The sequence below is a fragment of the Nostoc sp. DedQUE09 genome, from assembly GCF_034530915.1.
Classification (GTDB): Bacteria; Cyanobacteriota; Cyanobacteriia; order Cyanobacteriales; family Nostocaceae; genus Nostoc.
The window spans coordinates 17,054-40,745 of sequence record NZ_JAVRCE010000053.1 but is presented as its reverse complement, the minus strand read 5'-3'; the positions used below and the strand labels follow the sequence as shown (position 1 = coordinate 40,745).

The following is a 23,692-nucleotide window of genomic DNA, read 5'->3' as shown; positions in this document are numbered from 1 at the left end:
GATTTACCGCAGTAACAAAACCTCAACTCCTAAAATTTCAGCACTTGTTGCTAAAGCTTCGTCAGCCGTTACCAATTGGATATTATTTTGAAATGCAATTGTCAAATGTAGAGCATCAAGTGTACGCAATGGTGTATCAAACCGACTAATCCACTCACGCGCTAAATTATAGTGAACTGTTTCCACTGCAATTTGAGTATAAAATCCACTATCCAAATCTGATTGAAACCTTTCTACAATAGCTATTGCATCTTCCTGAGATATTTCTCGCATTCTGACTCGACGCGATAAAGCAGAAACGAGTTCAACCTCAACCAACTGACTTAAACCTACTTCAGCATTATTGAGTAGTAATTGTTCAACTGCATCGCTTAAAGCCTCTGTCCAATACAAAGGAGCAATGACACTTGTATCTAAATAAATCAACGACGTTCCTCTGTACGTGCATTTATGACAGTTGTACTCAATGATTCACCCTTAATCGCAAGGGAATCACGAAATTGCTTCATACTTGCTAATTGTTCTTCTTTTTGTAGCGGAGGAACTAAACGAGCGACAGCTTTATCTTGCTCTAGCAAAATTACTTCTTCTCCCCTAGCTACTAGTTCCAAAAGAGATTTTAAATTCATAGCTGCTTCTTCAACGCTAATTCTCAACACTGCATTACTCCTGTAATTAAGCTTGAAGAGCAAAGAAAATTTCCTGCTCACGCCATTTATTTATGAAAATTCATATCATTAGCCGTCTAAGCAGGCTACCCTGCGGGAAGCCGATTTGCTTCTATGTTCTGGTAGCCACAGGCTTTAGTTTGTAGGAGAATAAAGTGCAACACCATATAAAATTGATATGACTATTGACCAATCTCAGTAGCTTGATTTACCTGGCATTGACTGCACAACCCAAAAAACTCTAGAGTGTGGTAAAAAACTTTAAACTTATGGCTTGACTCTAGCTGGTTTTCTAAGTCATGAACGGGGCATTGATTAATTGGAATTGAGACACCACATTGCAAGCAAGTAAGGTGGTGTTTATCTTGTTGTGCTAGGCTATAGAGGGCTTCACCGTTAGCCAAATTCCGCACTTGTACCATGCCTTCTAGTTTTAAAGCTTCTAGAGAACGGTAAACTGTTGCTAAACCCATGCTCTGATTTGTATTACGTAGTTCTACGTAAATATCTTGGGCGGAAATGCCTTTTTTGATAGTTTTCAGCAGGTTGAAAATACGCTCTTGACTGCGGGTGCGTATGGCTCTCATAGACAATTATTTAAGTATGCCACTGTAGTTTGAAGCTGTTAGATGAGTTAATCGATCGATTAACTTTAACCGCTTCGTAATCTTATTTTCACTCAGTTGGAACAGAAAGTTATAGTATAGCGATCGCAGCATTCAGCAAAAGCCCGTGCAAACCAAGTATCTAGCCAAAATTTTCGTGACCCTTCGTCCTTCAGTTTTAGACCCCGCTGGTGTGGCAGTACAATCCGGTCTTAAGCAACTGGGATACGATAACGTTGACCAGGTGCGGATTGGCAAGTACATTGAACTCACCATCACCTCAACTGATGAGAAGAAAGCGCGTAAAGACCTTGATACCATTTGTGACCAAATGCTATCAAATCCCGTAATTGAAAATTACCGCTTTGAATTAATTGAGGTCGAAACTCAAACCGGGGTATTTTAGGGACTGGGCATAAGAGGCAGAGGTGCGGAGGGGCAGAGGGGCAGAGAGGAAAAACTTACTGCAACTTCTCCCCTGCCCCCCTGCTCCCCCAGGGCTGTTTCATTCCCCAAAGAGCTTTAAAAATCAAGGGTTATAGCAATTAAAAATTAGTTATTTTGTTACTAGCGTGCCGATGAAACCAACTATTTTACTGATATTTCAGTGCTTAAATATTCATCTCTTCGTCACGCTTACTTACAATTTTCTTGCTAACCATCTTGACAAATCCTGTTTGAAATGGAATGAATCAGCCCTGCCTGCTCCCCTGCTCCCCTGCCCCCCTGCCTCCCCTGCTCCCTACTCCCCTAACTAATCATGAAATTCGGTGTTGTTGTTTTTCCCGGTTCTAATTGCGATCGCGATGTTGCTTATGTAACCAGAGATTTACTGGGGCAACCAACGCGCATGGTTTGGCATCAAGAAACAGATATTGCTGATTTGGATGTCGTGATTATTCCTGGTGGCTTTAGTTACGGGGATTATCTGCGCTGTGGTGCGATCGCGCGTTTTTCACCCGTGATGCAGCAGGTTGTGGAACACGCCCAAAAGGGTAAGTTTGTCCTCGGTATTTGCAACGGCTTTCAGGTATTAACTGAAGCTGGACTTTTACCAGGGGTGTTAACCAGAAACCGGGATTTGCATTTTATTTGCGATCGCGTCCCCTTGAAAGTTGAACGTACTAATCTATGGACGCAAGCTTATACAACTGGTGAAGTTATCACTTTGCCCATTGCCCACGGAGAGGGGCGATTCTACGCTGATAAAGCCACTCTCGCAAAAATTGAAGATAACGGACAAGTCATATTTCGCTATGAAGGGGAGAATCCCAACGGTTCACTCAACAACATTGCCGGGATTAGCGATCGCCAGGGTAATGTGTTGGGAATGATGCCGCACCCAGAAAGGGCATCAGACGCAATGCTAGGGGGTAGTGACGGCTTAAGGTTGTTTCAAGGCTTACTAGAGAAAGTAGGGGCATTAGCGTAGAGCAAATAAGTTGAGCGTTTTGCAATCGCTGTCTGTAAGATAGATAAACATTTTTCTACAGACAGCGATTTATTTTGTTAGTGGGAACTTGAAGCATTTTTTACAACCAAAGTAGGACGCATTAAGGGTTAAAGGCTAGTGATGCCTTGAGCGCAGTCGTAAAGCCTGCGGCATAGCTACGTTTAAGGCGCAGTTTCTCGTAGAGAAGGAAGCCGAACCATGTCGAGGTGCGGGCTACGCCTACGCATCTAAAATTGTGGTAGAAAAACATTAGGGTAAAATTACTTGCCAGTCTGAGTTAAATCGAAGCACAGAATTTGTCATTGCTCGAGCGATTTCTCATACTTGAGCTAGTAACTGTTAAAATTTAGAGCTAGCGTGTTTTAATCTTTTATTAGACTTACAAAAAAAGTCCGCGTACACAAAAAACTTCCAGCCAGTTTTGGCAAGTTTTTGAGAACAAAGAGAGAAACAAACTTATGGGACTTTTCGATCAAATTCTTGGTGCCGTTGCTAATCCCAATCAACAGGGCAGCTTAAGTCAAATAGGAAGCATTGTTAATACTGTACAGCAGTTGAGCGATCGCACAGGCACAGACCCTTCTACCATCCAATCAGTTTTGTCAATTGTGGGTGGTCAAGTGCGTTCTGCTTTACAAAACAAACAAGCCACAGATGGTAATGAAGCCACACAAAATTTAGTCAGTCAATATGCTGGTACTTCTCCCAATCCCCAAGCCGTCAATTCGTTGTTTTCTCCTCAGATACAACAGCAAGTAGCTCAAGTTGCTGCCCAGCGCACTGGGTTGGATGCTGGTATCGTTCAACAATTGCTGCCTTTGGCAGTACCTTTGGTGCTAAAGTTTTTGCAATCAGGTGCCAATACTCAAAATCCCCAAGCTGGCGGAAATCCTGTACTAAATTCCTTCTTGGATGCTGATGGTGATGGTGATGTCGATATTGCTGATGCCATCCAAATGGCTAGTCGATATATGAGACAGTAAAAGTTTTCTCCCAACTCCCCACTCCCTTGCGATAAACCAGACATCGGTAATTATACCTTGCTAGATTTTTAGCTAAGACATAGGCTGAGAATACAATCAATTTGTAAATATAAATCAGACAGTCTATGTCTAAATTGTTTGACTTTATTACTGAAGAACTGCAAGACTTTATTGCTGCCCAACACCTTTTCTTTGTTGGCTCTGCACCTTTGAGTCCCACGGGTCATGTTAACCTGTCTCCTAAAGGTCAGGACTGCTTTCGTATCCTGTCTCCCAACCGAGTATGTTATTTAGACCTAACAGGTAATGGTAACGAAACATCAGCCCATTTGCAAGAAAATGGGCGGATAACCTTCATGTTTTGTGCCTTTCAAGAACCCGCGTGTATCTTGCGTCTTTACGGTCAAGGAACCACAATTTTACCGAATTCTCCAGAGTGGGACTCCCTGTATTCTCTATTTTTGCCAATACCTGGAACTCGTCAAATTATCGTCGCTGACATTGAAAAAATTCAGACTTCCTGTGGTTTTGGCGTACCACTTTATGAATATCAAGGTCAGCGCCAGACTCTAGTAAACTGGGCTACTAAAAAAGGCGAAGAGGGAGTTCGAGAATATCAACAAAATAAAAATCTTGTCAGCATTGACGGTTTAGCGACACCACTGAGTAAATTACCCTAACTTTGCCTGATTGATTATTTTATTCATTCATATAATATTATATAATTCAGGTTCTCAGTTGTTTCATTGACAATACATTAGATTAGACCTCTTGCATAAGTCGAATCGACCCCCCCTTAATCCCCCCGATATATTGGGGGGAAAATTGAAATCTTGCTCCCTCTCCAATACATACGGGGGGGTTGGAGAGGGGTGATTCAACGATTTTTGCAAGAAGTTTATTCTTCTGATTCCTGATGTCAAGCCTGATTGAGATGCTCTTACCCTGATTCGCAGACTCTAGCTGAGAACCAGAGAAAGCTGATTTACTTCTTAGTTCACAGACTTGTTCTAATCCACCAGCTTATTTTCCTCAAATTAGGATCTATTTCCTGCCAAAAGCTTGCTGATGAGTCTGTTTCTCTTGTTGCTGCGAGTATTTTATCTATAGTGTCGAAGTTTTTTTGAATCAACTGCTTATCTAGTTTAGGAATATCTAATTTCAGATATTTCAGACGGTTAGGTAACTCTACTTTCTCTTTTGTCGGCAAGTGGGCAATCTGAGTAACTTGTTCTAAAATTTTGTCTACTGATACAATTATTTCTTGCAAGCTGGGCTTTTTAGTTTGTAATTGTAAATCTTTTTCTTCAAAGGCTTCTTCTTGATTACCTAACTTTACTACAACTATTTTGACAAAGAAAATATTGTAATCTATCTGACTAACTTCACCTACTTGCTGATGATATTTTCCATTTTTATTTATAACTACTATGTCACCTTTCTCAATTTTGTTATTCATAATTTATACAGCCTCGTAATTAAATTACAAAATAATCTCCTCTACAGAAAATACTACTCTAAAGCCACAAACCCTCAGTCCACCGTCTGACTCATTCCAGCTACGGCTAGCACTGCGACACAGTTCTGCACTAAAACTCCAAGAACCACCGCGTAGCACGCGACGATTCATATCACCGCCAACTTCCCAAGCTGTTCCATCTAAGGGTGCATCGTTGTAATTGTTATGCCACGAATCAGCACACCATTCCCAAACTAACCCGTGCATATCGTACAATCCAAAGGCATTGGCGACTTCAAAACTACCGACATTGGTTGTTTCTTTACGGAATTTGCTTTTTTGTTCCATAGTGCAGCTGACTAACTCAGAGGTAATGGTTTCGCCAAAGTGGAATGATGTTGTAGTTCCGGCTCGACAAGCATATTCCCATTCAGCTTCACTCGGTAAACGATAGTCGCGTCCAGTTTTTTCTGATAGCCTAAGACAGAATTCTACAGCCTCATACCAAGATACATTTTCTACTGGTCTATCTAGACCCTTGAATTTCGATGGATGGGGATTTAAAGCTTGTTTGACTTTGGGTAAAGCTGCTACTACTCTCCACTGTGCTTGAGTTACGGGAAATTTCCCCATAAAAAATGGTTCAACGGTAACTTGATGTCGAGGGCGTTCGTCAGCATCTCCTTCAAATTCCGGTGAACCCATCATGTAAGTACCACCAGGAATCGATACCATTTCTAATGTGACAGACTTACCTAATTCTTCAGCAAAGAAGTTTGCGTTACCACTCATGCGGTTTACTTCTCTGCCACCTGTGTCTACTGTCACTACGTCGAATTCAAAGGTTTCTAATGGGGGCAATGGGACGATTACTTTTTGTGGTGGCGGCGATAATATAGGTTGAGGCATCGAAACAATTTTTAAGGCAACAGGTTCAATGTTCGATGTGGCGAACTTTACATCGTTGATGACTTCTACTGCTGTTTGATACCTTTCACTCGGTAGATGTTTGAGTAATTTATCTAAAATTTTTCCTAATTCGTCGCTGATAGTAATACCTTTTTCTTGTAAACGTTCGCGCCACAACCACTTAGCGCTCATGGCATCATAAATAGGGTCATTAATCTGTCCAGAAGCATCCTGCAAGGGCAAACATTGAGTTAAAAGACGCACACAAGTTACACCCAAAGCATACAAATCACTACCGTGACAAGCAAATCCAGCCATTTGTTCTGTTGGGGCATAACCAAGGGTATAAATTACCGTAGCTTGTCTTCCTATACTAGTTTGTGTTACCTGTTTAGCACCACCAAAGTCAATTAATACAGGTTTTTCATCACTTGCACGGCGGATGATATTTTCTGGTTTGATATCTCGATGAATGACATTATGAGTATGAATGAATTGCAGTACTGGCAATAAATCAGCTAAAAGTTCCCAAATTTCTTGTTCACCATAAATTTGTTGCTGAACTTCTTGTAAGAGAGTTTTGCCTTGAATAAATTCTTGTACGAGATACAAACTAGTACCTTGTTCAAAATAGGCTAGTAATCTGGGAATTTGGGTATGATTTTCTCCCAGTTCATACAATCTAAAAGCCTCTTCTTTGAAAAATTCTGCGGCTTTAGTGCGTTGTCCTGTTCCCTGAAATTGGGGGAAAAATTGCTTGATGACGCAAGGGGCGTTTAGTCTGTCTACATCTTCTGTAGAATATGTTCTACTAAATCCGCCTTCACCTAAGAGTCTTAATACGCGGTAACGATTTCTGAGAAGTTTGCCAAAGTTGCTTTGTCCGCAACTCACGCAAAATCTATTGCTATCAGAGTTGAATGGATTTGAGCAATTGGGATTTTGGCAGATTTGCATAATGAGGGGGAAATAGCATCTTCTCCAAAGTTAGCCCCAATATTATCTAATTGAAAGCAGTTATGTAGAGAAGCGAACACGGAAGTTTATTCATGTGCTTAAAACTATCTTTCACACGAGGGCATAAGGATAAATTAATTATCTTTATTGACTTATCTATACTATGACGTTGTGTTAGCAGAAAGCACGGCATATTGCCATAATATTCGGGCGTTAGGCTTGCCGTAATCCACCCTAAATTTTAATATAACTGTTGTTTACTATCTAAAAAAGTTCACGAATAACCAAATCACCTACCTGTAACTTTTATTGCCAATTGCGACTCTTATTTAAAAGCTTTATTCTCTCCAGAAGCGCGAATTAATTCAGCTACAAGGGCAACGATCGCAGATGCTAAAATTAACATTACACTCAGAGCATTAATATCAGGTTTAACTCCGGTTCTAATCCGGCTAAAAATTTCCATTGGTAGGGTGTTAGAACCGCTACCAGCAGTAAAACTAGCAATAAGAAAGTCATCTAAGCTAAGAACAAAAGCTAAGAGACAACCAGCAACAATCCCAGGCATTAATTGAGGTAGCAATACTTTGATGAAAGCTTGGGTTGGTGTCGCGCCTAAATCTAGTGCTGCTTCTTCTAAGTGAGGATCTAAATTAGTCAGTCGGGAAGCAACTACAAGCCCAACGTAGGCCAGACAAAACACCACATGGGCTGCAACTATCGTCCACAAACTCAAAGGTATTGCAAAGGCTGCTAGACATACTAGGGTAGCCACTGCGATCGCAATATCAGGAATAATCAATGGTAGGTAAGCAATACCCCGATACAATTTTTTACCAGGAAATTCGTAACGCGCCAACCCTACCGCCATCAAGGTTCCCAGCACTGCGGAAATTGCCACGGCACAACCTGCAACTATCATACTGTTTTGCAAAGCTGATAAGATGCGATCGTCACTGAACAACTTGCGATACCAATCGAGGGTGAATCCTTGCCAAGTTGCACTGTAAGGCGACTTATTGAAGCTATAAAAGCCAAGTACCAGTATAGGCAGGTACATGAACACAAATATCAGCAGTGAGAAAACCGCTTGCCATGAGACACGCGGTTTTTTAAGAGATGAAGAGATATTCACGTTTATATATGATTTTTCTTAGATAGCAATATAAAGTATCATATTTTATGTAATAAGTCAATGATTTAACATCTTCTTTCCTTTTTGACTAGTGGAGAATCCAATAGCATCTCAATTAATCAGATAAATTCTCTGAGCAACTGGTTATAAGGTAGGTAAACTTTCGCCCTAGACATCTGGCGAAAAAGACACGTAGCACTGCTATGTCTCTATAACGGTTCTGGATAACGCATATTTAATTTCTGAATATGTCTAATAGTTAATTGCTATCTTTAAGAACTTGGATAGAACTTATAAGAAAAATTGCTGCTTCTGATTTCAAGCTACCGACTTTACCCTTTGGTTGGCTACAAATTATTATTGAGAGTACGGAAAGCCGCCCAAAAAGTATCTACATGAATTATTTTTTAATTAATATTTGTAAATCGGACAATTGATAGGTAATAGCTGACTTTTTCTGCCTATTATCAGCATTTAACTTGATTTTTGACGATTTTAGGAAATTATTGGCTGTAAAAAAATCTATATTTAAAATTGCACCAAACACTAAAAAACAATAAATCAGAGTGTATTTACCTCTTGAGGAGTGGGTAATTTCCGTACTAGGATAGATGAAAAATATATAAATAAGAGCATAAAATTTAAAGGGAGTTGTTAAGAAGTTTAGTATTTGAAGCTACTTTATTGATGCCAAGTGAATCAATTATAAGCACTCAAACAACAGAAATAAAAAACTTCTAATTCAAGTTTGATTTTTAGGAGGTTTATGATGCGAATTGCTCAATTAGCTCCACTGTGGGAAAGAGTTCCACCTCCAGCTTATGGTGGCATAGAGTTAGTAGTGGGGTTGCTGACCGATGAATTAGTCCGACGCGGACACGAAGTAACTTTATTTGCATCGGGAGATTCTATTAGTCTGGCAAAACTCATTTCAGTTCATCCCCGCGCTCTCAGACTCGATGGCACAATCAAAGATTACAGCATTTACGAGATGCTAAATCTAGCTTCGGTGTATGAACGTGCAGAAGAGTTTGATATTATCCACTCCCATATTGGTCATGGGGCACTGCCTTATGCAAATCTAGTAAAAACTCCTACAGTTCACACGTTGCACGGTACTTTTACCCCTGACAACGAAAAGATGTTTAGTTTTGCGAAAAAACAACCCTACGTCAGTATTTCCAATTCACAACGAGAAGCAAGGTTAGGGTTGAACTGTATAGCGACGGTTTACAACGGGATTGATGTTAGCAGTTATAAGTTTCACTCCCAACCAGAAAATCCTCCTTACCTAGCATTTTTAGGCCGGATGTCTCCAGAAAAGGGAGTGCATTTAGCCATAGAAATTGCAAAACTTGCTGGTTGGCATTTAAAAATGGCGGGTAAGATAGATGTCGTTGATGTGGAATACTTTGAGAAGGAAATTAAACCACATATTGACGGAGAGCAAATTGAGTATTTGGGTGAAGCCAACCACGCTCAAAAAAATGACCTGATGGGAGGTGCAGTCGCAACTCTGTTCCCCATCACTTGGCGGGAACCCTTTGGATTGGTGATGGTAGAGTCAATGGCTTCAGGTACGCCAGTGATTGCGCTGAAGTTGGGGTCTACTGAAGAGGTAGTTTCCCACGGTAAGACGGGTTTCCTCTGCAATAATATTCAAGAGTGCATCAGTGCCATTGATCGCGTCGTAGAATTAGACCGCTATGCCTGTCGTCGCTATGTCGAAAACTTTTTTAGCGTTAAGCACATGACTGATGGCTATGAGGCGGTTTATCAACAAATAATAGCAGAACGATTTTCTCAGAATGGGCATTTCCGCAGTTTAGTTGATTTAGCTAGCTAGCGATCGCATTTGTGTAATCTTACATCTTTTTAATTAACTAAGTAGAATATAGACTCTCGTAGGGTAACAAAACTGTGCTACCCTACCAAGTCACGCTATCGCTCCATTTTTCTAAAGTTCTAGCACTCACTCCTGGAACTCGTTCTAAGTCTTGTAAAGATGTAAATTTTTGCTGCTGACGACTAATAATTATTCGCTGTGCTAACTTCTTACCCAGGCCAGGGAGAGTTGCTAATTCTTCTAAACTTGCAGTGTTGATATTGACTTTTTGAATCGCTTGTAACTCACTTGATGAAGAAGTTTTTATCTGAGGACACCGTGTTTGTTCTAATTTGATTTTTTCTTGAATTGCTGGTGGTAAACCGGGTTTAACTTTGGTATAAAGACGAGCAAATTCTCGCACATAATGGGCAGCAACTATCGGATTTTCAATCACTACAAGCGTCTCATCGTTACCATTATTGGCAGCATCTGACCAATTATGAGAACCTGTAATTACTGTTTGACTATCAATAACACCAAATTTATGATGCAATAAATCGCCTTTGGGTAATACAGGTACACCTACGGTAGTAATTGGATTTGACCAAGGATGATTGTCAATTTCATATTTACATTTATTACTAAGAGCAACCCCCATCATATCTAAGGCTTCGCTATAAGAACGATAAGCAAATTGTGGTTCAATTAAAGCGCGAATTTGCACACTTTGTTGATGGCGTTTTTCTAAAATATTGGCAAGAGGCTGTTCAGAAAAGACAAATAACGCCATATCAATAGATTTGGTTGCTGAATCTAAAGTTTTACCAATTAAACCGTTACTACTGTTATTCCAAGGTTGAGTTGGAGAAGTAGGCGAAAAATGCACAGTAATTTTGGTATTACCCAAAGTTATCTGTTTAGGTAAACGTATCGGTTTTTGCAAACCGAATCGACTATCTGCTTGACCTCCCGGCCCGTCACCCCACATAATGTTAAATTCTTCTGTAAATAAAGCAGCTAATTCTGGGCTGTCAATCTGCAATAAGTTATTGGCATTGCCTAAACTACTAGAATTTGTAAAATCACCCGAAGTATCACTTAATGTAAAATTAGCTGAAGTGATAATTACGAGGCGATTGTCCACAATCACAAATTTATGATGCATCAAGCTGCTACCCGTTGAACCATCTGCTCGATCGTCTAGCCAGGGAATTTTGGCATTCTGCAAAATTATCAAAGCATCCCTTTGATTGATTTCGGTTGGACTAAGTTGATTATCTTGATTAATATCAATAAATTGGCGAAATTCGTTGTAGCGTTCTTGTTCTCTTTTATCTAACTTACCTACTTCAGCAGATGTTAAGCTACTCCAAGGTCGGCTATAGATATTTTCTAAAATTATCCTGACTTTTACCCCAGCTTTTTGTCTATCAACCAATGCTTGGGCAACCTTGGGTAAACGTAATTCTTGCACCGCTATATCTACTGTAGATTTAGCATTCGTAATCGCATCCGCAATCTGTTTTTCTAAATCATCCCCCAGGCGAGTTTGCTGACGGTAAGCTTCTTGGTATTCTGAAGACTCAGAATGGTTAAAGTAAGCTTGAATTAACGGGTCTTGTGGTAAGGGTGCTGGACGTTGATTGTAGGATTGGACTCGTTGACAACCAGGGAGGGAGAATATCAGTAAAAAGATATATAAAAAATATCTTTGTCTAGAGATAAGTTGCACTGTAATCTGTTAAAAGTGAATTGGGAGTGGATATATTTATCATTCCCAAAATTTTGTGGTCTGAATTAAGTAGAGAAATAAGTTTCCAAGTCAAGGAAAAATTCACTGTTAGATGTAAAATTACAGATATTTTTTTCAGGATTTGTCCACAAAAACTGTATATCCTGACAAATCCGCAGTTTATCACCAACGTGTGTTCTCACCATTATCGGTTATATGCAAATTTATCTAGATTACAGCGCCACTACTCCGACTCGAAAAGAAGCGATCGCAGTTATGCAAACAGTCCTCACTCAACAGTGGGGCAATCCTTCCAGTTTACATGAGTGGGGACAACGAGCAGCAACGGTTGTAGAACAAGCCAGAGTCCAAGTTGCTGGTTTAATTAACGCCGCTACCCCTGAATCGATCGTTTTTACTTCTGGTGGCACTGAGGCAAATAATCTAGCAATTATGGGTGTAGCTCGGTTATATGCTGTACCTCAACATCTAATTATCTCCAGTGTTGAGCATTCCGCAATTTCTGAAACAGTGCGGTTGCTAGAAATGTGGGGTTGGGAAGTTACGCGCTTATCTGTAGATATTAAAGGCAGAGTCAATCCCTTAGATTTAAAGGCGGCGTTGCGACATAACACAGCCTTAGTTTCTATAATTTACGGTCAAAGTGAAGTTGGGACTGTGCAACCGATCGCAGAACTGGGTAAGATAGTGCGATGCCTGCGGCGGGCGGAGCCATCGCATGGTGCTTTGTTCCATACAGATGCGGTGCAAGCTGCGGGACGCTTACCCATAGATGTGCAACAACTACCTGTAGACTTAGTTAGCCTTTCCAGTCATAAAATATATGGGCCGCAAGGTGTAGGGGCGCTGTATGTGCGTCCTGGTGTAGAGTTGATGCCCTTACTGGGTGGTGGTGGACAGGAAATGGGACTGCGTTCTGGTACGCAAGCAGTACCGATAATTGCCGGATTTGGTGTAGCAGCAGAATTAGCAGCCGAAGAATTAGCTACAGAAACACCACGATTAATTGAGTTACGCGATCGCGCTTTTGCCCAATTAGCTGAGATTCCTGGTTTAATTCCTACAGGGGATGTTTGCGATCGTTTACCTCACCATGTCAGTATGTGCCTAGAATACGCCGACGGGGAAAAACTTAGCGGTAAAGCCTTGGTGCGACAGCTAAACCTTGCTGGCATCGGTATCAGTGCTGGTGCTGCTTGTCACAGTGGTAAACTTAGCCCTAGCCCGATATTGTTAGCGATGGGTTATTCAGAAAAAGCTGCCTTGGGGGGAATTCGTATAACTTTGGGGCGTGATACGACTGAAGCTGATATAGATTGGACGGTAATGGTATTGAAGCAAGTTTTGCAAAGGTTAACACCAGTTTTTAGTGGGCAACCTAAGTATATTTAAAAAATCAAATAGGAGTCATATAACAGCGAGCCAACTGTTGCTGCGATCGCCTCAGAACAAATTCTGTTTTTATCGCAATCTGATTTGATTTGTGAGAATTTTAAGCCGCAGATATCCGATTTATCAAAGAGGTCGGATATCTTGTTTTTCAGGAATGATTCAGGATTGCTAGAGTTGCCTAGCAACGATGTCAAACTGGTAGCGCCTCGGTCTGATTAGTAATTGTATGAGTAACAGGATTATTGTCAATGAATTGTCTAATTGCCTCTTTTACTTGAGGCCCTTCACCATATACTCTAGACTCAAAAATTAGACCATAGTCAATGAAAGCTTGAGCTGTAGCAATCAAAGTGGTAATATTTTTATCTGTGGAATCATCCATCTCTTCATTCACACGCATATCCTTCTCATAATTCTTGTATTCTTTGGGGTTTGTATTTACAGCTTTAACTAAATACTTATTTTTTCTTTCCTCTTTTTTTTCTATGAGAGTACGAGTCATTTTATAATTTTCATTTGCTGAGATTTGGTATCTCTCATTCAAATCAAAATCCAATCGGAGATAGTGCCCTAACTCAAAACCTCCAAGGATATTTTGACAAATCGTAGCATTGATTTCACCTGTTGGCTCCATGAATACATCCACAAGCCGTTCTACCCAGCTTAATTTGTGCCATTTTTTTATTTTTTCATATTCAAATGGGTTCGCGCTTCTACCCGTACCGATAGAAAGTACAGAAATATCCTCTAGCTTGAGATTCTCTAAATTATGTTTTTTCTTATCTTCTGGCGATAGTTTACGAGAACGACTCACTTTTAAAGCATGACTAATTGCTGCCAAGGATGGATTATTAGCACAAACTCCACCATCAATGTGAGGGAATGACCATTTACCAAATACCTGTTCGTTAGATGCTGTTAACTCGCGTGGAGGGAAAAAAGTTGGCGCTGATGCCGAACTAATACATATATCTTTGAGTGGAAGTCCATCGTACCACTGAGCGCCCAAATCAGGATGTAAATTGGTGAAAAAAGTTGTGTTGCGATAACGCATATCATAGGCGAGAATCAACAATATGGTATTGGTAATTTCGCCAATTTTAGTTTCACCCAAAGCAGAATCATCTTTAAGCGCATTCTCTAATCCATCATGAGAATATTTGGGTGAAAATATATCTCTGACAAATCGCCAAGGTTTTTCAAAATTCCTTGGCTGCGGAAAGATATCCTTGGCTTTTGTTTGATATAGTTCCAGCAGTTTAGTGGTATTTAAGCCTTTCGCCAGTCCCGCAGCAATAATTGAACCAGTAGAAGTACCAGTAATCATGTCAAAGTATTGGTGTAATTCTAAGCCGTAAGTTGCTTGGATTCGACTTTCAACCTCTTTGAGCATTTGTACTGAAACTACACCACGAATTCCACCACCATCTAAACTGAGAATTTTGAATGTCATAACCTACTCCTAACAAGACAACCATTAAAACAATGGTTATATGGTTCCCAGTTATTGGTGAAAAATTTCACGGTGTGTCAGAAAAGAGAAGCAAGTGTCCGTAGCAATACTTTTCGGTTAAAGGGGAAAGGGGAAAGGGAAAAGGTTTAAATTTACCTTTCTCCCAAACCAAAAAAGAGATTGTTGGGTTTATCCGAAAAGTATTGTGTCCGTAGAGTTTACGCTTTTACCACAATGATTTTGCCTTTCTACAAAAAATTCATACATATAATCAGCAACACCACCAAAAGGGTTAAAGGAGTTTATCACTTAAGCACTGTACAACTAACCATGATGTAAATTATGAGAATTGATCATTTCGGGCGTTTCACATAACCCTAATTTACTTACATATTTGCGTAGGCGTAGCCCTTCTCCTATCGGAGACGCTGCGCTCAGGAACCACCCGTCGTAGACATCGCATCCTGTAATATCAATCAAAATAACTTTAAGAGCAGCATCATGAGTATTATCGTCTTCGGCAGCATCAATATAGACTTGGTAGCAACAACACCCCGGTTGCCAGTTGCAGGAGAAACGTTACTAGGAGAAGATTTTTTTAAAGTTTCGGGAGGGAAAGGAGCCAATCAAGCCGTAGCATTGGCAAAATTGGGCATTCCTACCCAGATAGTGGGGCGTGTAGGCGCAGACGATTTTGGTACGGAACTTGTTAACAATTTGCAAGCATCTGGTGTGCAGACTGATAACATTTTTGTAGATAAAACTGTAAGTTCTGGAGTCGCTATTATCACCGTGAGTCATACTGGTGAAAATCAAATCGTCGTCATTCCTGGTGCAAATGGGCGCGTCAATCAAGAAGATATAGAGCGATTATCCCACTTATTACCAGAAGCTACAGCACTACTTTTACAACTAGAAATTCCGATTACTGCCGTGATTGCTGCTGCTAAAGCCGCAAAAGGTGCAAACATAAAAGTGATTTTTGACCCCGCACCCGCACAATCTAATTTACCAGATGAATTGTATCCATTGGTAGACATTATTACACCGAATGAAGTTGAAGCAGCGCAATTGGTGGGTTTTCCTGTGAATGGTGAGGAACAAGCCGCTAAAGCAGCTGCGGTTTTATTGCAACGGGGTGTGAAATGTGCGATCGTCAAACTAGGTGCTAAGGGTGTTTTTTGTGCTACTGCTGAAGAAAAGTTTTTTGTACCTGCGTTTTCAGTTCATGCAGTTGACACAGTAGCCGCAGGCGATGCTTTTAATGGTGGTTTAGCGGCGGCACTTTTTGAAGGACTTTCCTTACATCAAGCAGTTGTCTGGGGTGCAGCAGCAGGTGCTTTGACAGCGACAAAACCAGGCGCACAAACTTCGCTACCGGATAGGTTTACATTTGATGCATTTCTTCAGGAAAGGGGAATGGATAGTGGCTTGCAAGGGTAGGTATTTAAAAAAGTATAGAATCAACAAATAAAATGCTTATCTGATAGGGATTGGCAGAAATATTCAGTACAGAGCTTCTGAACGATGTAGGGTGTATAGCAGGAGAAATGCAGATAGTAAAAGTGAGGAATTAAGTATGGCACTATATCTAGACTCAGCGATCGCATCGGAAGCTGAAGTTGTTAAGCTTTGGGGATGGGTAAAAGGTATTACAACAAATCCCACGCTGTTATCTCAAAGCGATACTCCACCAGAAACCACGCTCAAAAAATTGGTTTCCTTGACAAATGGCCCGTTATATTATCAACTTATGGCATCTGATAAAGCTGGGATGCTAGCTGAAGGTAGAAAAGCTTTCGAGATTATTGGTTCACAAACAATTTTGAAGATTCCCGCAACACCGTTAGGGTTTGAAGTGGTAGCGAGTCTATCACCAGAAATTACCTGTTCAGTGACAGCGATTTATAGTGCAGCACAGGCAGCAGTAGCAAGAGAAGCAGGAGCTAAAATTGCCATAGCTTATGTAAATCGAGCTACTCGATTGTTAGGTGATGGTATTGCTTTGGTGAGGGATATGGCTAGCGTACTCAAAGGCAGTGATATGGAAATCTTGGCAGCTAGTATCAAATCTCCTGAAGAAGCAGCCGCATCGTTACAAGCCGGGGCGGATCATTTAACTTTACCATTGGCAATGTTGCAGGCGATCGCAACTCATGAATTCTCCCAAAAAACTGTTGAAGAATTCGCTAAAGGAGGCATCGGTTTAACTAATGCGTAATATTTCGGCTCCTTTCGACTTCGCTCAAGGCAAGACGCTCAATACAAGTTCGTAATTTGGATGTGTTCAATAAGTGAATTTAGCTAAACTATAAAAATCAAATTTACTCAACATTTCCAAAAAGGTGAATACCGCAGGTACTTGCAGAGCATTAGATAAAGTTGCAGTTGCAATGACTCTTTCAAGCGGTGCAGGTAAACTGTATACCTGCACCTTTGGTGGAATGGGTACAGCTGCTAAACGAGGCATAATAGCTGCTCTCAGTCCTTGATTCACCATACTAACGACTGTGGAATCTTCTTGAATGTCGGTAGCAGTATGGATTGGAATTGCCAAAGTTTTCAGGTGGTTGTGAAGAATGCGTCCACAGGGTGTACAAGGAAGCAAAACCGGCGGATAGGCTGCTATGTCTTCCCAAGTAATTTGCGAACTGCTAATTTTGCTATCTGGTGGTAGTAAAGCTACATACTCATCCCGAAAAATTTCCCAGGTTTCAAATTCTTCACCAGTTGGCAGACAGGTAATACCAATATCGGCACGTCCATCATGCAAACACTGCTCTACATCTGTGAAAGCAGCACACTCTATGATTGTGACAGCAATTTCTGGGAATTGATTGTGAAATTGAGCGATCGCTTTCGGTAATAAATGAGTAGCAACGCTCCGAAAAGCCGCAATTCGCACATGACCACCATGTAAACCTTTATGCAAGTTTGCTTCGTGTTGCATCATTTTTAAATGCTGCATTGCTTGACGCGCATGATACAAAATGCGCTCTCCAGCAGGTGTAAGTACAGCACCGTGACGACCTCTCGCAAATAATGGTACACCTAATTCTTCTTCTAGGGTGGCGATCGCATGACTAATTGCAGGCTGGGAAAGCTGCAATTCTAAGGCTGCCTCACTAAAATTACCACAATCTGCGACTGCAACTATGGCTCGGAGTTGGGAGAGTTTCATAGGCAATTGATGAGAACAAGGGTATACACATCCTGACTTCATTGTGGCAAAAAGGTTGTATTAGTGATTTTTCATATCTATAAATCCCATTTATAGAACCTATACAAGCCATGATTTGATTCCTAACTGAGATGTTGTTACTGTTTTATTTACTGAGCAACTTTCAGGAATAATTTTATGAACAATAACATTAGATGTCTATCAACAGAAGATATAGAAATAAATTGTAGTCCGTCATTCCAGAAAAAAATCCATTCAAACTTATGGAAATCTCTGCATCTGATTTGGGAAAATTTTGTCAAAAAACTGCTAGCCGATCCTAATGAATTACAAGTTTGGCAAAAGGTTGACCGCCACGGTAATATCTATTGGCAAGCTTACGACCCGGCAACCGGAAAATCTTTTTCTTCTGGTTCCGAAACTGATGTGTTTATGTGGATTGAACAACTTTATCGGTATTAAAAACATGACACAACTTACTTTGGTAATCGGCAACAAAAATTATTCATCTTGGTCACTTCGTCCTTGGTTAGCGATGAAGCAATTCGGTTTGGAATTCAATGAGATTCGGATTCCTCTCTATAACGACCCAGATTTTTCAGCAAAGGTTCGGCAATATTCATCATCAGGAAAAGTACCTGTGTTATTGCACGATACGCAAACAGTGTGGGATTCTCTTGCTATTTGTGAATATCTAGCTGAAACTTTTCCAACCCTGCAATGGTGGCCAGAGGATAAGGCTGCAAGAGCATTAGCTCGTTCTGTCAGTGCAGAAATGCACTCAGGATTTCAAAACTTGCGTCAGAATATGCCGATGAACTGCCGTACTAAATATCCTGGTAAAGGTTTAGAACCTGGCGTACAACAAGACATTGACCGTATTACTAGCATCTGGCAAGAATCACGTCAAAAATTTAGGAATGTTGGCAATTTTTTGTTTGGCAATTTCACAATTGCTGATGCATTTTTTGCTCCAGTTGTCCTGCGATTTATTGCCTATGATGTGCAGTTAGATACTATTTCTAGAGATTATGCGGAGTCAGTTTTGGCACTTGCAGCAATGCAAGAGTGGATAAATGCAGCAAAGAATGAGACAGAAGTTATTCCCCAATATGAGTTTTAGTGAAATAGCAAATATGGAGAACATAAAGGGCAGAAATATTCTAATTAGAGATGCAAACCAAACGGATATTCCTGCCATTATGGAATTGATTTACTTGAAAGCCGAATTTGATGGTTGTCCTGAATCTGTAGAAGCAACTCCTCAAAAACTAGAAATTGATTTATTTGGAGAAACGCCTCTTGCTTTTGTTCTTTTGGCTGAGGTTAATGGCGATACTATTGGGTTGGCAACTTATCACTTTATCTATTCAACTTTTTTAGCAAAACCGGGAATTTGGCTTGATGATTTATATGTCAAAGCTGAATATCGAAGCCACCGAGTTGGTGAAGCACTCATGCTACGCTTGCGCCAGATTGCCAAAGAAAATGGTTGTGGCAGAATCGATTGGACTGTAGCTGTGTCTAACGAGCGTGGAATCAATTTTTATGAAAGAATAGGTGCAAAGATTATGAATAAAGTAAAAGTATGTCGTTTAGCAGGGTAAGAGCATCTCAATCAGGCTTGACATAAGGAATCAGAAGAATCTAATGCATTAGTGAAGTTATTGACAAAGATAACTCTAGCTAGATGGCTAAGTAAATTGCACTTTATCAAGTTTTTTTAGAGCAAAGAATAATGAACTAATATGTAATGTTTGCAGTAATATACCATTTTCAATACCTTCAATTACCTTTTCTAGGGGTAATAAAACTACATCAATTTGTTCTGTTACGTCTAACTTTAAATCAGCTACACATTCCACATCTATTGCTAAAAAGCAATGAATTAGATTATTGTGAGTTGCTGAATTCGGTGAGAGTATAGCCGTTTCAATAAAATTATTGCTTGTATATCCTGATTCTTCTAATAACTCACGTTTTGCCGCTTCCAATGGTGAAGTATCTTCTACTTCCATAGAACCACCAGGTAATTCTAAAACTGTTTTGTTAATGCCATAACGATATTGCTTTACTAATACAATTTCTTGATTTTTTGTTAAAGCTACAACATTTACCCATGTTGGATATTCCAGAACATAATAGGGATCAACTATTGTTCCATTAGGCATTTGGCAAGTATCAGAGCGTACTGAAATCCATTTGTCTTTTACTATATGTCTAGATTTTAATACAATCCAATCAAATGAATTTCCCATATTTAAACCTCTATTTCTCTGCTTTTTACAGTAATTATTTCTAGTAATTTTAGATTTGGTAAAGCTAGTACTATAGCCATTGGATGCTCAAGTTGCTGCCAGAAATGAAATGGTTGTTTGCCAGTAAAAGCAGCAATAAACAGCGTCATAACAGTGCCGTGCGACACAATCATTACATCACCAGTTGGAGTTTTAGCAATAATATTTTCTACAGCTTGCTGGAAGCGTTGATGAGCTTGCGTTGCTGTTTCCAATCCCATCACCAATTCATCTGGTTTAGTGAAAAAAGCAGTCAGGGTTTCAATAAACTTTTTTTCTTCTATAAAACTAAGATTACTACGGTTATGTTCATTTAATCCTGCAAAAACTTCAACTGATTGATTAAATTTCTGGGCAATAATTTGGGCAGTTTCTATAGCTTTTGGCTCATTGCTAGCAGTTATAGTACTTGGTTGGAAATTTGCTAACCTTTGCGCTAACAACTCTGAGCGTTCTCGTCCTTCTGCTGATAATGGCCAGTCTCTAGCAGGCAATTTTGCTATTTTCTCTGGAAGCGAATGTCTAACCAGAATTAATTTTTGCACACTATTTTTATTGAAAGTCGCATTCATAAATAATTCATTGGATGCGCGTTGCTAAAATTACTGCATTTTTTGCTGTCACGCGGATTTCTGTGGCGGCAATCTGAGGATCTTTGAGCCAAAATTCCCTGATTGGATCTGTACGTCCGTGCCATTCTGGTGGCCAGTATTCTTCGGGTGTGAGATCGTCTAGTAAGATGAAGCCTCCAGGTTTGAGTGCTGTGATTAATGTCTGAGGTTCTGTAAGTTTTGCCTTTCCGCCATCGGCAAATAACAAATCAAAGGGAGCGTAGGTGAGCAAGTCGCGCCAGTCGCCTTGAAGTGCGCGGACATTAGACTTATCAGTAAATAGCTGTTGCACAACTTTGGCACGATCGCGATCGCTTTCAATAGTAATGAATGTACTATTTGGGTGTAATGCGCTCACAATCCACGCTGCACCAACCCCACACCCGCTACCAATCTCGCCAATTTGACCCTGTGTGATGTGGCTGGTGAGGACATGCAACAGGCGACCAACTTCTGGAAGTGAGGATTGGGTAAACTCAAGTTGTGCAGCTAGAGATTCGGCCTGCTGCACTAATGATGGACTAGAGGCGACGGGATAAGTTGTCATGCCTACTCCTTCACCAAAACTTCTCGCAACACAACTGCTAAATCTTGCAATGCACGTTCACCATCTCCCACAAACGTTGAACCATGCATTGTCGCCAGTGTACGCGGCTTGAGAGCTGCTAATTCCTGGAGAATGCGATCGCTATGTGTTGTATATGGTATGTAATTGGGAAAAGGACTGGCTTCATAATTGACAATTGTTTTACGGAATCGTTCAATCACATCAGACTCAGTTATTGCTTCCACATCTCCAAACTGGTGGAAAAGGTCTGAGCAAAACAAGGTTTTATGACTAGTTTCCAAGAATAATCCTGCATCCCATCCGTGAGGAACTTGTGGTGTATGGTGAAACTGAAAACTATATTTACCAGTGTTTAAAACTTCAGCGTGTTGCATAATTTTGGATGGACGAATTGCAAAATCATCTACACTCACAAAGGCTGCTATGGGGCTACAAACTGTCTGAGCATTTGGCGCAATGGACAGCCATTCATTTAGCGATCCACATTCATCAGCTTCAAAATGGCTAAAGCTAATCCAGCGAATTTGTGATGGGTCAATAATCTTTGCCACTGCATCATGTACTAGTGGAAACATCCCCTTTAGACCCGTATGAAATAATAATGGTTCTTCATCCTTCACTAAAAACTGGATGAATTGCATATCTATTTTTGGGTCATAGGTTGAGATGCGATAGATATCTGGGGCAATTTCGGTAATGCTAGTCATAGTTTTAAAATTCACACTGGCAATAATGAAACATGGGCTGAAACTACCTTCCAGCCTTCGGTAAACCTGTACCAAGTCTGGCTTTGTCGCCCGAAACGCTCTACACCATTGATAATCCGGCGAAATTCTAATGTCACTGTTGCGGCATCTTTCCCAAAGGTGACAACCTTGAGATTCGAGATTTCTCGTTCTATTTTTGGGCTTGGCCGATTCTGGCGAAAGTTACGAATCTCATCGCTACCATAGAGGTTTTCTGTGATTCCAAAGCGCACGACTTCAACCGCATCCCAAAACAAGCTATCCATCACCTCCAAATTGTTATTAGAAAGGGCTTCTTCATATTTGAGGTACAAATCGGTTACTTCAGCTACAACAGTAGGGTCATTTATAGTAGTCATTGTTGTTACCAATTTTTGATGTTATGGCTGATTATGCACTCTTTTAAATCGTCAGAGCTATTTTTCTTTTAAGCTCCTTCAGTACGTATATTTAAACGAACCAGATCGCGGAAGGTGGAGATTTGTTGCATAAAGAAGATTGAGCCTGCAATACAAATACTTGCACCAAAAATGACAGTATTGCTACTACCAATTTTGCTTGCTAGTGCGCCAGCTATTAAGTTACCTATAGGTACTGCGCCTGTAGATGCCATAACGTAAAGACCGGTAATTTGTCCGCGATTTTCATCACTTACCAACAACTGAAGCAAAGTGCGTCCGGCAATTATTTGCAAAATAAAGCCGAAACCAGCTGCTAATAATGAAAGCAGTGAAAGCCAGAACACATGGGATAGGGCAAAGACAATTAAGCTTACTCCCATAAAACCTATACCCAATGCTAGAACTTTACCCGACTCTAGTACATTGCTATGCTTCGTTAAATAGATACCACCTGCTAAGGTTCCCAAACTGGAAGCTGTCATCAAGAAGCCGAAGGTGTTAGGGCCACCTTGCAAAATCTCCTTGGCAAAAATCGGCCCCAAAGCTAAATAAAATCCCCACACGCAGCAAACTAAAGCCGAACCAATTAAGACTGAGCGAATTGGCAAAAACCCAAAGGCATATTTAAAACTAGTTTTTAATTCTTCTAAAGGTTTGCGTTTGGGAATGACGGCTTTTCTGGATGTCAACCGTATTGCTAGGAGGGCAATAATTACAGCGATGTAACTAATGCTATCAATCAGGAAACATAGCCCCGATCCCAGCGCCACAATTAATAAACCTGCGATCGCAGGCCCCAACATACTCGTCACACTCACTAGGGAAGAGTACAAAGCAAAAGCATTACCAAGATTTTCCTTACCAACTGTTTCGGGAAGAAATGCCTGCCGAGTCGGAATATCGAAAGCGTTAATAACCCCTTGCAGTACACCAAGAATTGCAATGTACTCAATATTAATCGTACCACTTAGAGCTAGCCACGTTAGAGCTAAAGACTGAAGCATTCCCAAAATCTGGGCAACTAGTAGAATTTGATGACGATTCCAGCGATCGGCAATGATTCCACCCAGAGGAATCAACATAAGTGTGGGAATTTGGCTGGCAAAGCCCACTAGACCTAGTAACCAAGCGGAATCGGTGAGGCGATATACTAACCAACTAGTAGCCACTTGAGTCATTGACGTACCAATCAGAGAAATTGCCTGACCTGTGTAGTACAGGCGAAAATTTCTGGAACTAAAAGCACGGAGCATGACTTGTGATTTTTTTGATGCTTCCATACATCACTCCTGA

At 40.5% G+C, this 23,692-nt stretch carries 26 protein-coding genes; 11 read left to right on the top strand and 15 right to left on the bottom strand.

Going from position 1 to position 23,692, the window contains the following annotated elements; translation table 11 throughout:
- Positions 1-3: 3 nt before the first annotated feature.
- The 3 genes from RMY27_RS26280 to RMY27_RS26270 all read right to left on the bottom strand — a co-directional run bounded on the left by RMY27_RS26280 (position 4) and on the right by RMY27_RS26270 (position 1,255).
- Positions 4-426, bottom strand: a complete 423-nt coding sequence (locus RMY27_RS26280; protein WP_322667810.1) for a type II toxin-antitoxin system VapC family toxin — start codon at positions 424-426, stop codon at positions 4-6.
- Positions 423-659, bottom strand: a complete 237-nt coding sequence (locus tag RMY27_RS26275) for a hypothetical protein (RefSeq protein WP_322667809.1) — start codon at positions 657-659, stop codon at positions 423-425. Before RMY27_RS26275 ends, RMY27_RS26280 begins: the two co-directional genes overlap by 4 nt.
- A gap of 191 nt (positions 660-850) precedes the next feature.
- Positions 851-1,255 (bottom strand): Fur family transcriptional regulator, encoded by a 405-nt coding sequence (locus RMY27_RS26270; RefSeq protein ID WP_322667808.1) that lies wholly within the window; start codon positions 1,253-1,255, stop codon positions 851-853.
- A 145-nt stretch (positions 1,256-1,400) separates the two neighbouring features.
- Here RMY27_RS26270 and purS point away from each other — a divergent pair, with 145 nt between their 5' ends.
- From purS to RMY27_RS26250, 4 genes are all read left to right on the top strand, one after another.
- Positions 1,401-1,679: a phosphoribosylformylglycinamidine synthase subunit PurS gene (purS, locus tag RMY27_RS26265; protein WP_322667807.1), complete on the top strand. Its 279-nt coding sequence runs from the start codon at positions 1,401-1,403 to the stop codon at positions 1,677-1,679.
- A gap of 354 nt (positions 1,680-2,033) precedes the next feature.
- Complete coding sequence (purQ, locus tag RMY27_RS26260) at positions 2,034-2,705, top strand: phosphoribosylformylglycinamidine synthase subunit PurQ (RefSeq protein ID WP_322667806.1); 672 nt, start codon at positions 2,034-2,036, stop codon at positions 2,703-2,705.
- A gap of 479 nt (positions 2,706-3,184) precedes the next feature.
- Positions 3,185-3,709 (top strand): DUF937 domain-containing protein, encoded by a 525-nt coding sequence (locus RMY27_RS26255; protein WP_322667805.1) that lies wholly within the window; start codon positions 3,185-3,187, stop codon positions 3,707-3,709.
- Positions 3,710-3,834: 125 nt separating this feature from the next.
- Positions 3,835-4,389 carry a pyridoxamine 5'-phosphate oxidase family protein gene (locus RMY27_RS26250; protein WP_322667804.1) on the top strand — a complete coding sequence of 185 codons (555 nt, stop codon included), beginning with the start codon at positions 3,835-3,837 and terminating at the stop codon, positions 4,387-4,389.
- A gap of 317 nt (positions 4,390-4,706) precedes the next feature.
- On the opposite strand, the gene RMY27_RS26245 is transcribed toward RMY27_RS26250, so the two are convergent.
- From RMY27_RS26245 to RMY27_RS26235, 3 genes are all read right to left on the bottom strand, one after another.
- Positions 4,707-5,168, bottom strand: coding sequence for a hypothetical protein (locus tag RMY27_RS26245; protein WP_322667803.1), 462 nt, complete (start codon positions 5,166-5,168; stop codon positions 4,707-4,709).
- Between the two features lie 24 nt (positions 5,169-5,192).
- Entirely contained in the window at positions 5,193-7,034 is a 1,842-nt protein-coding gene (locus RMY27_RS26240; protein WP_322667802.1) for a bifunctional serine/threonine-protein kinase/formylglycine-generating enzyme family protein, read from the bottom strand.
- Between the two features lie 325 nt (positions 7,035-7,359).
- Positions 7,360-8,169: an ABC transporter permease gene (locus RMY27_RS26235; RefSeq protein WP_322667801.1), complete on the bottom strand. Its 810-nt coding sequence runs from the start codon at positions 8,167-8,169 to the stop codon at positions 7,360-7,362.
- 769 nt (positions 8,170-8,938) lie between these two features.
- On the opposite strand from RMY27_RS26235, the gene RMY27_RS26230 reads away from it, so the two are divergent.
- Positions 8,939-10,015 (top strand): glycosyltransferase family 4 protein, encoded by a 1,077-nt coding sequence (locus RMY27_RS26230; protein ID WP_322667818.1) that lies wholly within the window; start codon positions 8,939-8,941, stop codon positions 10,013-10,015.
- Positions 10,016-10,097: 82 nt separating this feature from the next.
- Here RMY27_RS26230 and RMY27_RS26225 read toward each other — a convergent pair whose 3' ends face one another.
- Positions 10,098-11,729 (bottom strand): phospholipase D-like domain-containing protein, encoded by a 1,632-nt coding sequence (locus RMY27_RS26225; RefSeq protein ID WP_322667800.1) that lies wholly within the window; start codon positions 11,727-11,729, stop codon positions 10,098-10,100.
- 216 nt (positions 11,730-11,945) lie between these two features.
- Between RMY27_RS26225 and RMY27_RS26220 the strand changes: the two genes are divergently transcribed.
- Positions 11,946-13,142, top strand: coding sequence for a cysteine desulfurase family protein (locus RMY27_RS26220; RefSeq protein ID WP_322667799.1), 1,197 nt, complete (start codon positions 11,946-11,948; stop codon positions 13,140-13,142).
- A gap of 190 nt (positions 13,143-13,332) precedes the next feature.
- Here the strand turns inward: RMY27_RS26220 and RMY27_RS26215 are convergent, their stop codons facing one another.
- Entirely contained in the window at positions 13,333-14,595 is a 1,263-nt protein-coding gene (locus tag RMY27_RS26215) for a patatin-like phospholipase family protein (RefSeq protein WP_322667798.1), read from the bottom strand.
- 501 nt (positions 14,596-15,096) lie between these two features.
- Here RMY27_RS26215 and rbsK point away from each other — a divergent pair.
- Positions 15,097-16,038, top strand: coding sequence for a ribokinase (rbsK, locus tag RMY27_RS26210; protein ID WP_322667797.1), 942 nt, complete (start codon positions 15,097-15,099; stop codon positions 16,036-16,038).
- Positions 16,039-16,174: 136 nt separating this feature from the next.
- A complete protein-coding gene (locus tag RMY27_RS26205; RefSeq protein WP_322667796.1) occupies positions 16,175-16,816 on the top strand; it encodes a transaldolase family protein in 642 nt (213 codons plus the stop codon).
- Between the two features lie 66 nt (positions 16,817-16,882).
- Here the strand turns inward: RMY27_RS26205 and RMY27_RS26200 are convergent, their stop codons facing one another.
- A complete protein-coding gene (locus RMY27_RS26200) occupies positions 16,883-17,776 on the bottom strand; it encodes a LysR family transcriptional regulator (RefSeq protein ID WP_322667795.1) in 894 nt (297 codons plus the stop codon).
- Positions 17,777-17,953: 177 nt separating this feature from the next.
- Between RMY27_RS26200 and RMY27_RS26195 the strand changes: the two genes are divergently transcribed.
- From RMY27_RS26195 to RMY27_RS26185, 3 genes are read left to right on the top strand one after another with little or no spacing between them, the layout of a single operon-like run.
- On the top strand, positions 17,954-18,238 hold the full coding sequence (locus RMY27_RS26195; RefSeq protein WP_322667794.1) for a hypothetical protein: 285 nt from the start codon (positions 17,954-17,956) through the stop codon (positions 18,236-18,238).
- Between the two features lie 4 nt (positions 18,239-18,242).
- A complete protein-coding gene (locus RMY27_RS26190) occupies positions 18,243-18,899 on the top strand; it encodes a glutathione S-transferase family protein (RefSeq protein ID WP_322667793.1) in 657 nt (218 codons plus the stop codon).
- Positions 18,889-19,383 carry a GNAT family N-acetyltransferase gene (locus tag RMY27_RS26185; RefSeq protein WP_322667792.1) on the top strand — a complete coding sequence of 165 codons (495 nt, stop codon included), beginning with the start codon at positions 18,889-18,891 and terminating at the stop codon, positions 19,381-19,383. Before RMY27_RS26190 ends, RMY27_RS26185 begins: the two co-directional genes overlap by 11 nt.
- An 87-nt stretch (positions 19,384-19,470) precedes the next feature.
- Here RMY27_RS26185 and RMY27_RS26180 read toward each other — a convergent pair whose 3' ends face one another.
- The 6 genes from RMY27_RS26180 to RMY27_RS26155 all read right to left on the bottom strand — a co-directional run bounded on the left by RMY27_RS26180 (position 19,471) and on the right by RMY27_RS26155 (position 23,679).
- On the bottom strand, positions 19,471-20,034 hold the full coding sequence (locus RMY27_RS26180) for an NUDIX hydrolase (protein ID WP_322667791.1): 564 nt from the start codon (positions 20,032-20,034) through the stop codon (positions 19,471-19,473).
- A 2-nt stretch (positions 20,035-20,036) separates the two neighbouring features.
- On the bottom strand, positions 20,037-20,645 hold the full coding sequence (locus tag RMY27_RS26175) for a histidine phosphatase family protein (protein ID WP_322667790.1): 609 nt from the start codon (positions 20,643-20,645) through the stop codon (positions 20,037-20,039).
- Positions 20,646-20,652: 7 nt separating this feature from the next.
- Positions 20,653-21,231, bottom strand: coding sequence for an O-methyltransferase (locus tag RMY27_RS26170; RefSeq protein ID WP_322667789.1), 579 nt, complete (start codon positions 21,229-21,231; stop codon positions 20,653-20,655).
- Positions 21,232-21,233: 2 nt separating this feature from the next.
- A complete protein-coding gene (locus tag RMY27_RS26165) occupies positions 21,234-21,959 on the bottom strand; it encodes a hypothetical protein (RefSeq protein WP_322667788.1) in 726 nt (241 codons plus the stop codon).
- Between the two features lie 11 nt (positions 21,960-21,970).
- Complete coding sequence (hpxZ, locus tag RMY27_RS26160; protein ID WP_322667787.1) at positions 21,971-22,357, bottom strand: oxalurate catabolism protein HpxZ; 387 nt, start codon at positions 22,355-22,357, stop codon at positions 21,971-21,973.
- 68 nt (positions 22,358-22,425) lie between these two features.
- Complete coding sequence (locus tag RMY27_RS26155; protein WP_322667786.1) at positions 22,426-23,679, bottom strand: MFS transporter; 1,254 nt, start codon at positions 23,677-23,679, stop codon at positions 22,426-22,428.
- Between the last annotated feature and the right edge of the window lie 13 nt (positions 23,680-23,692).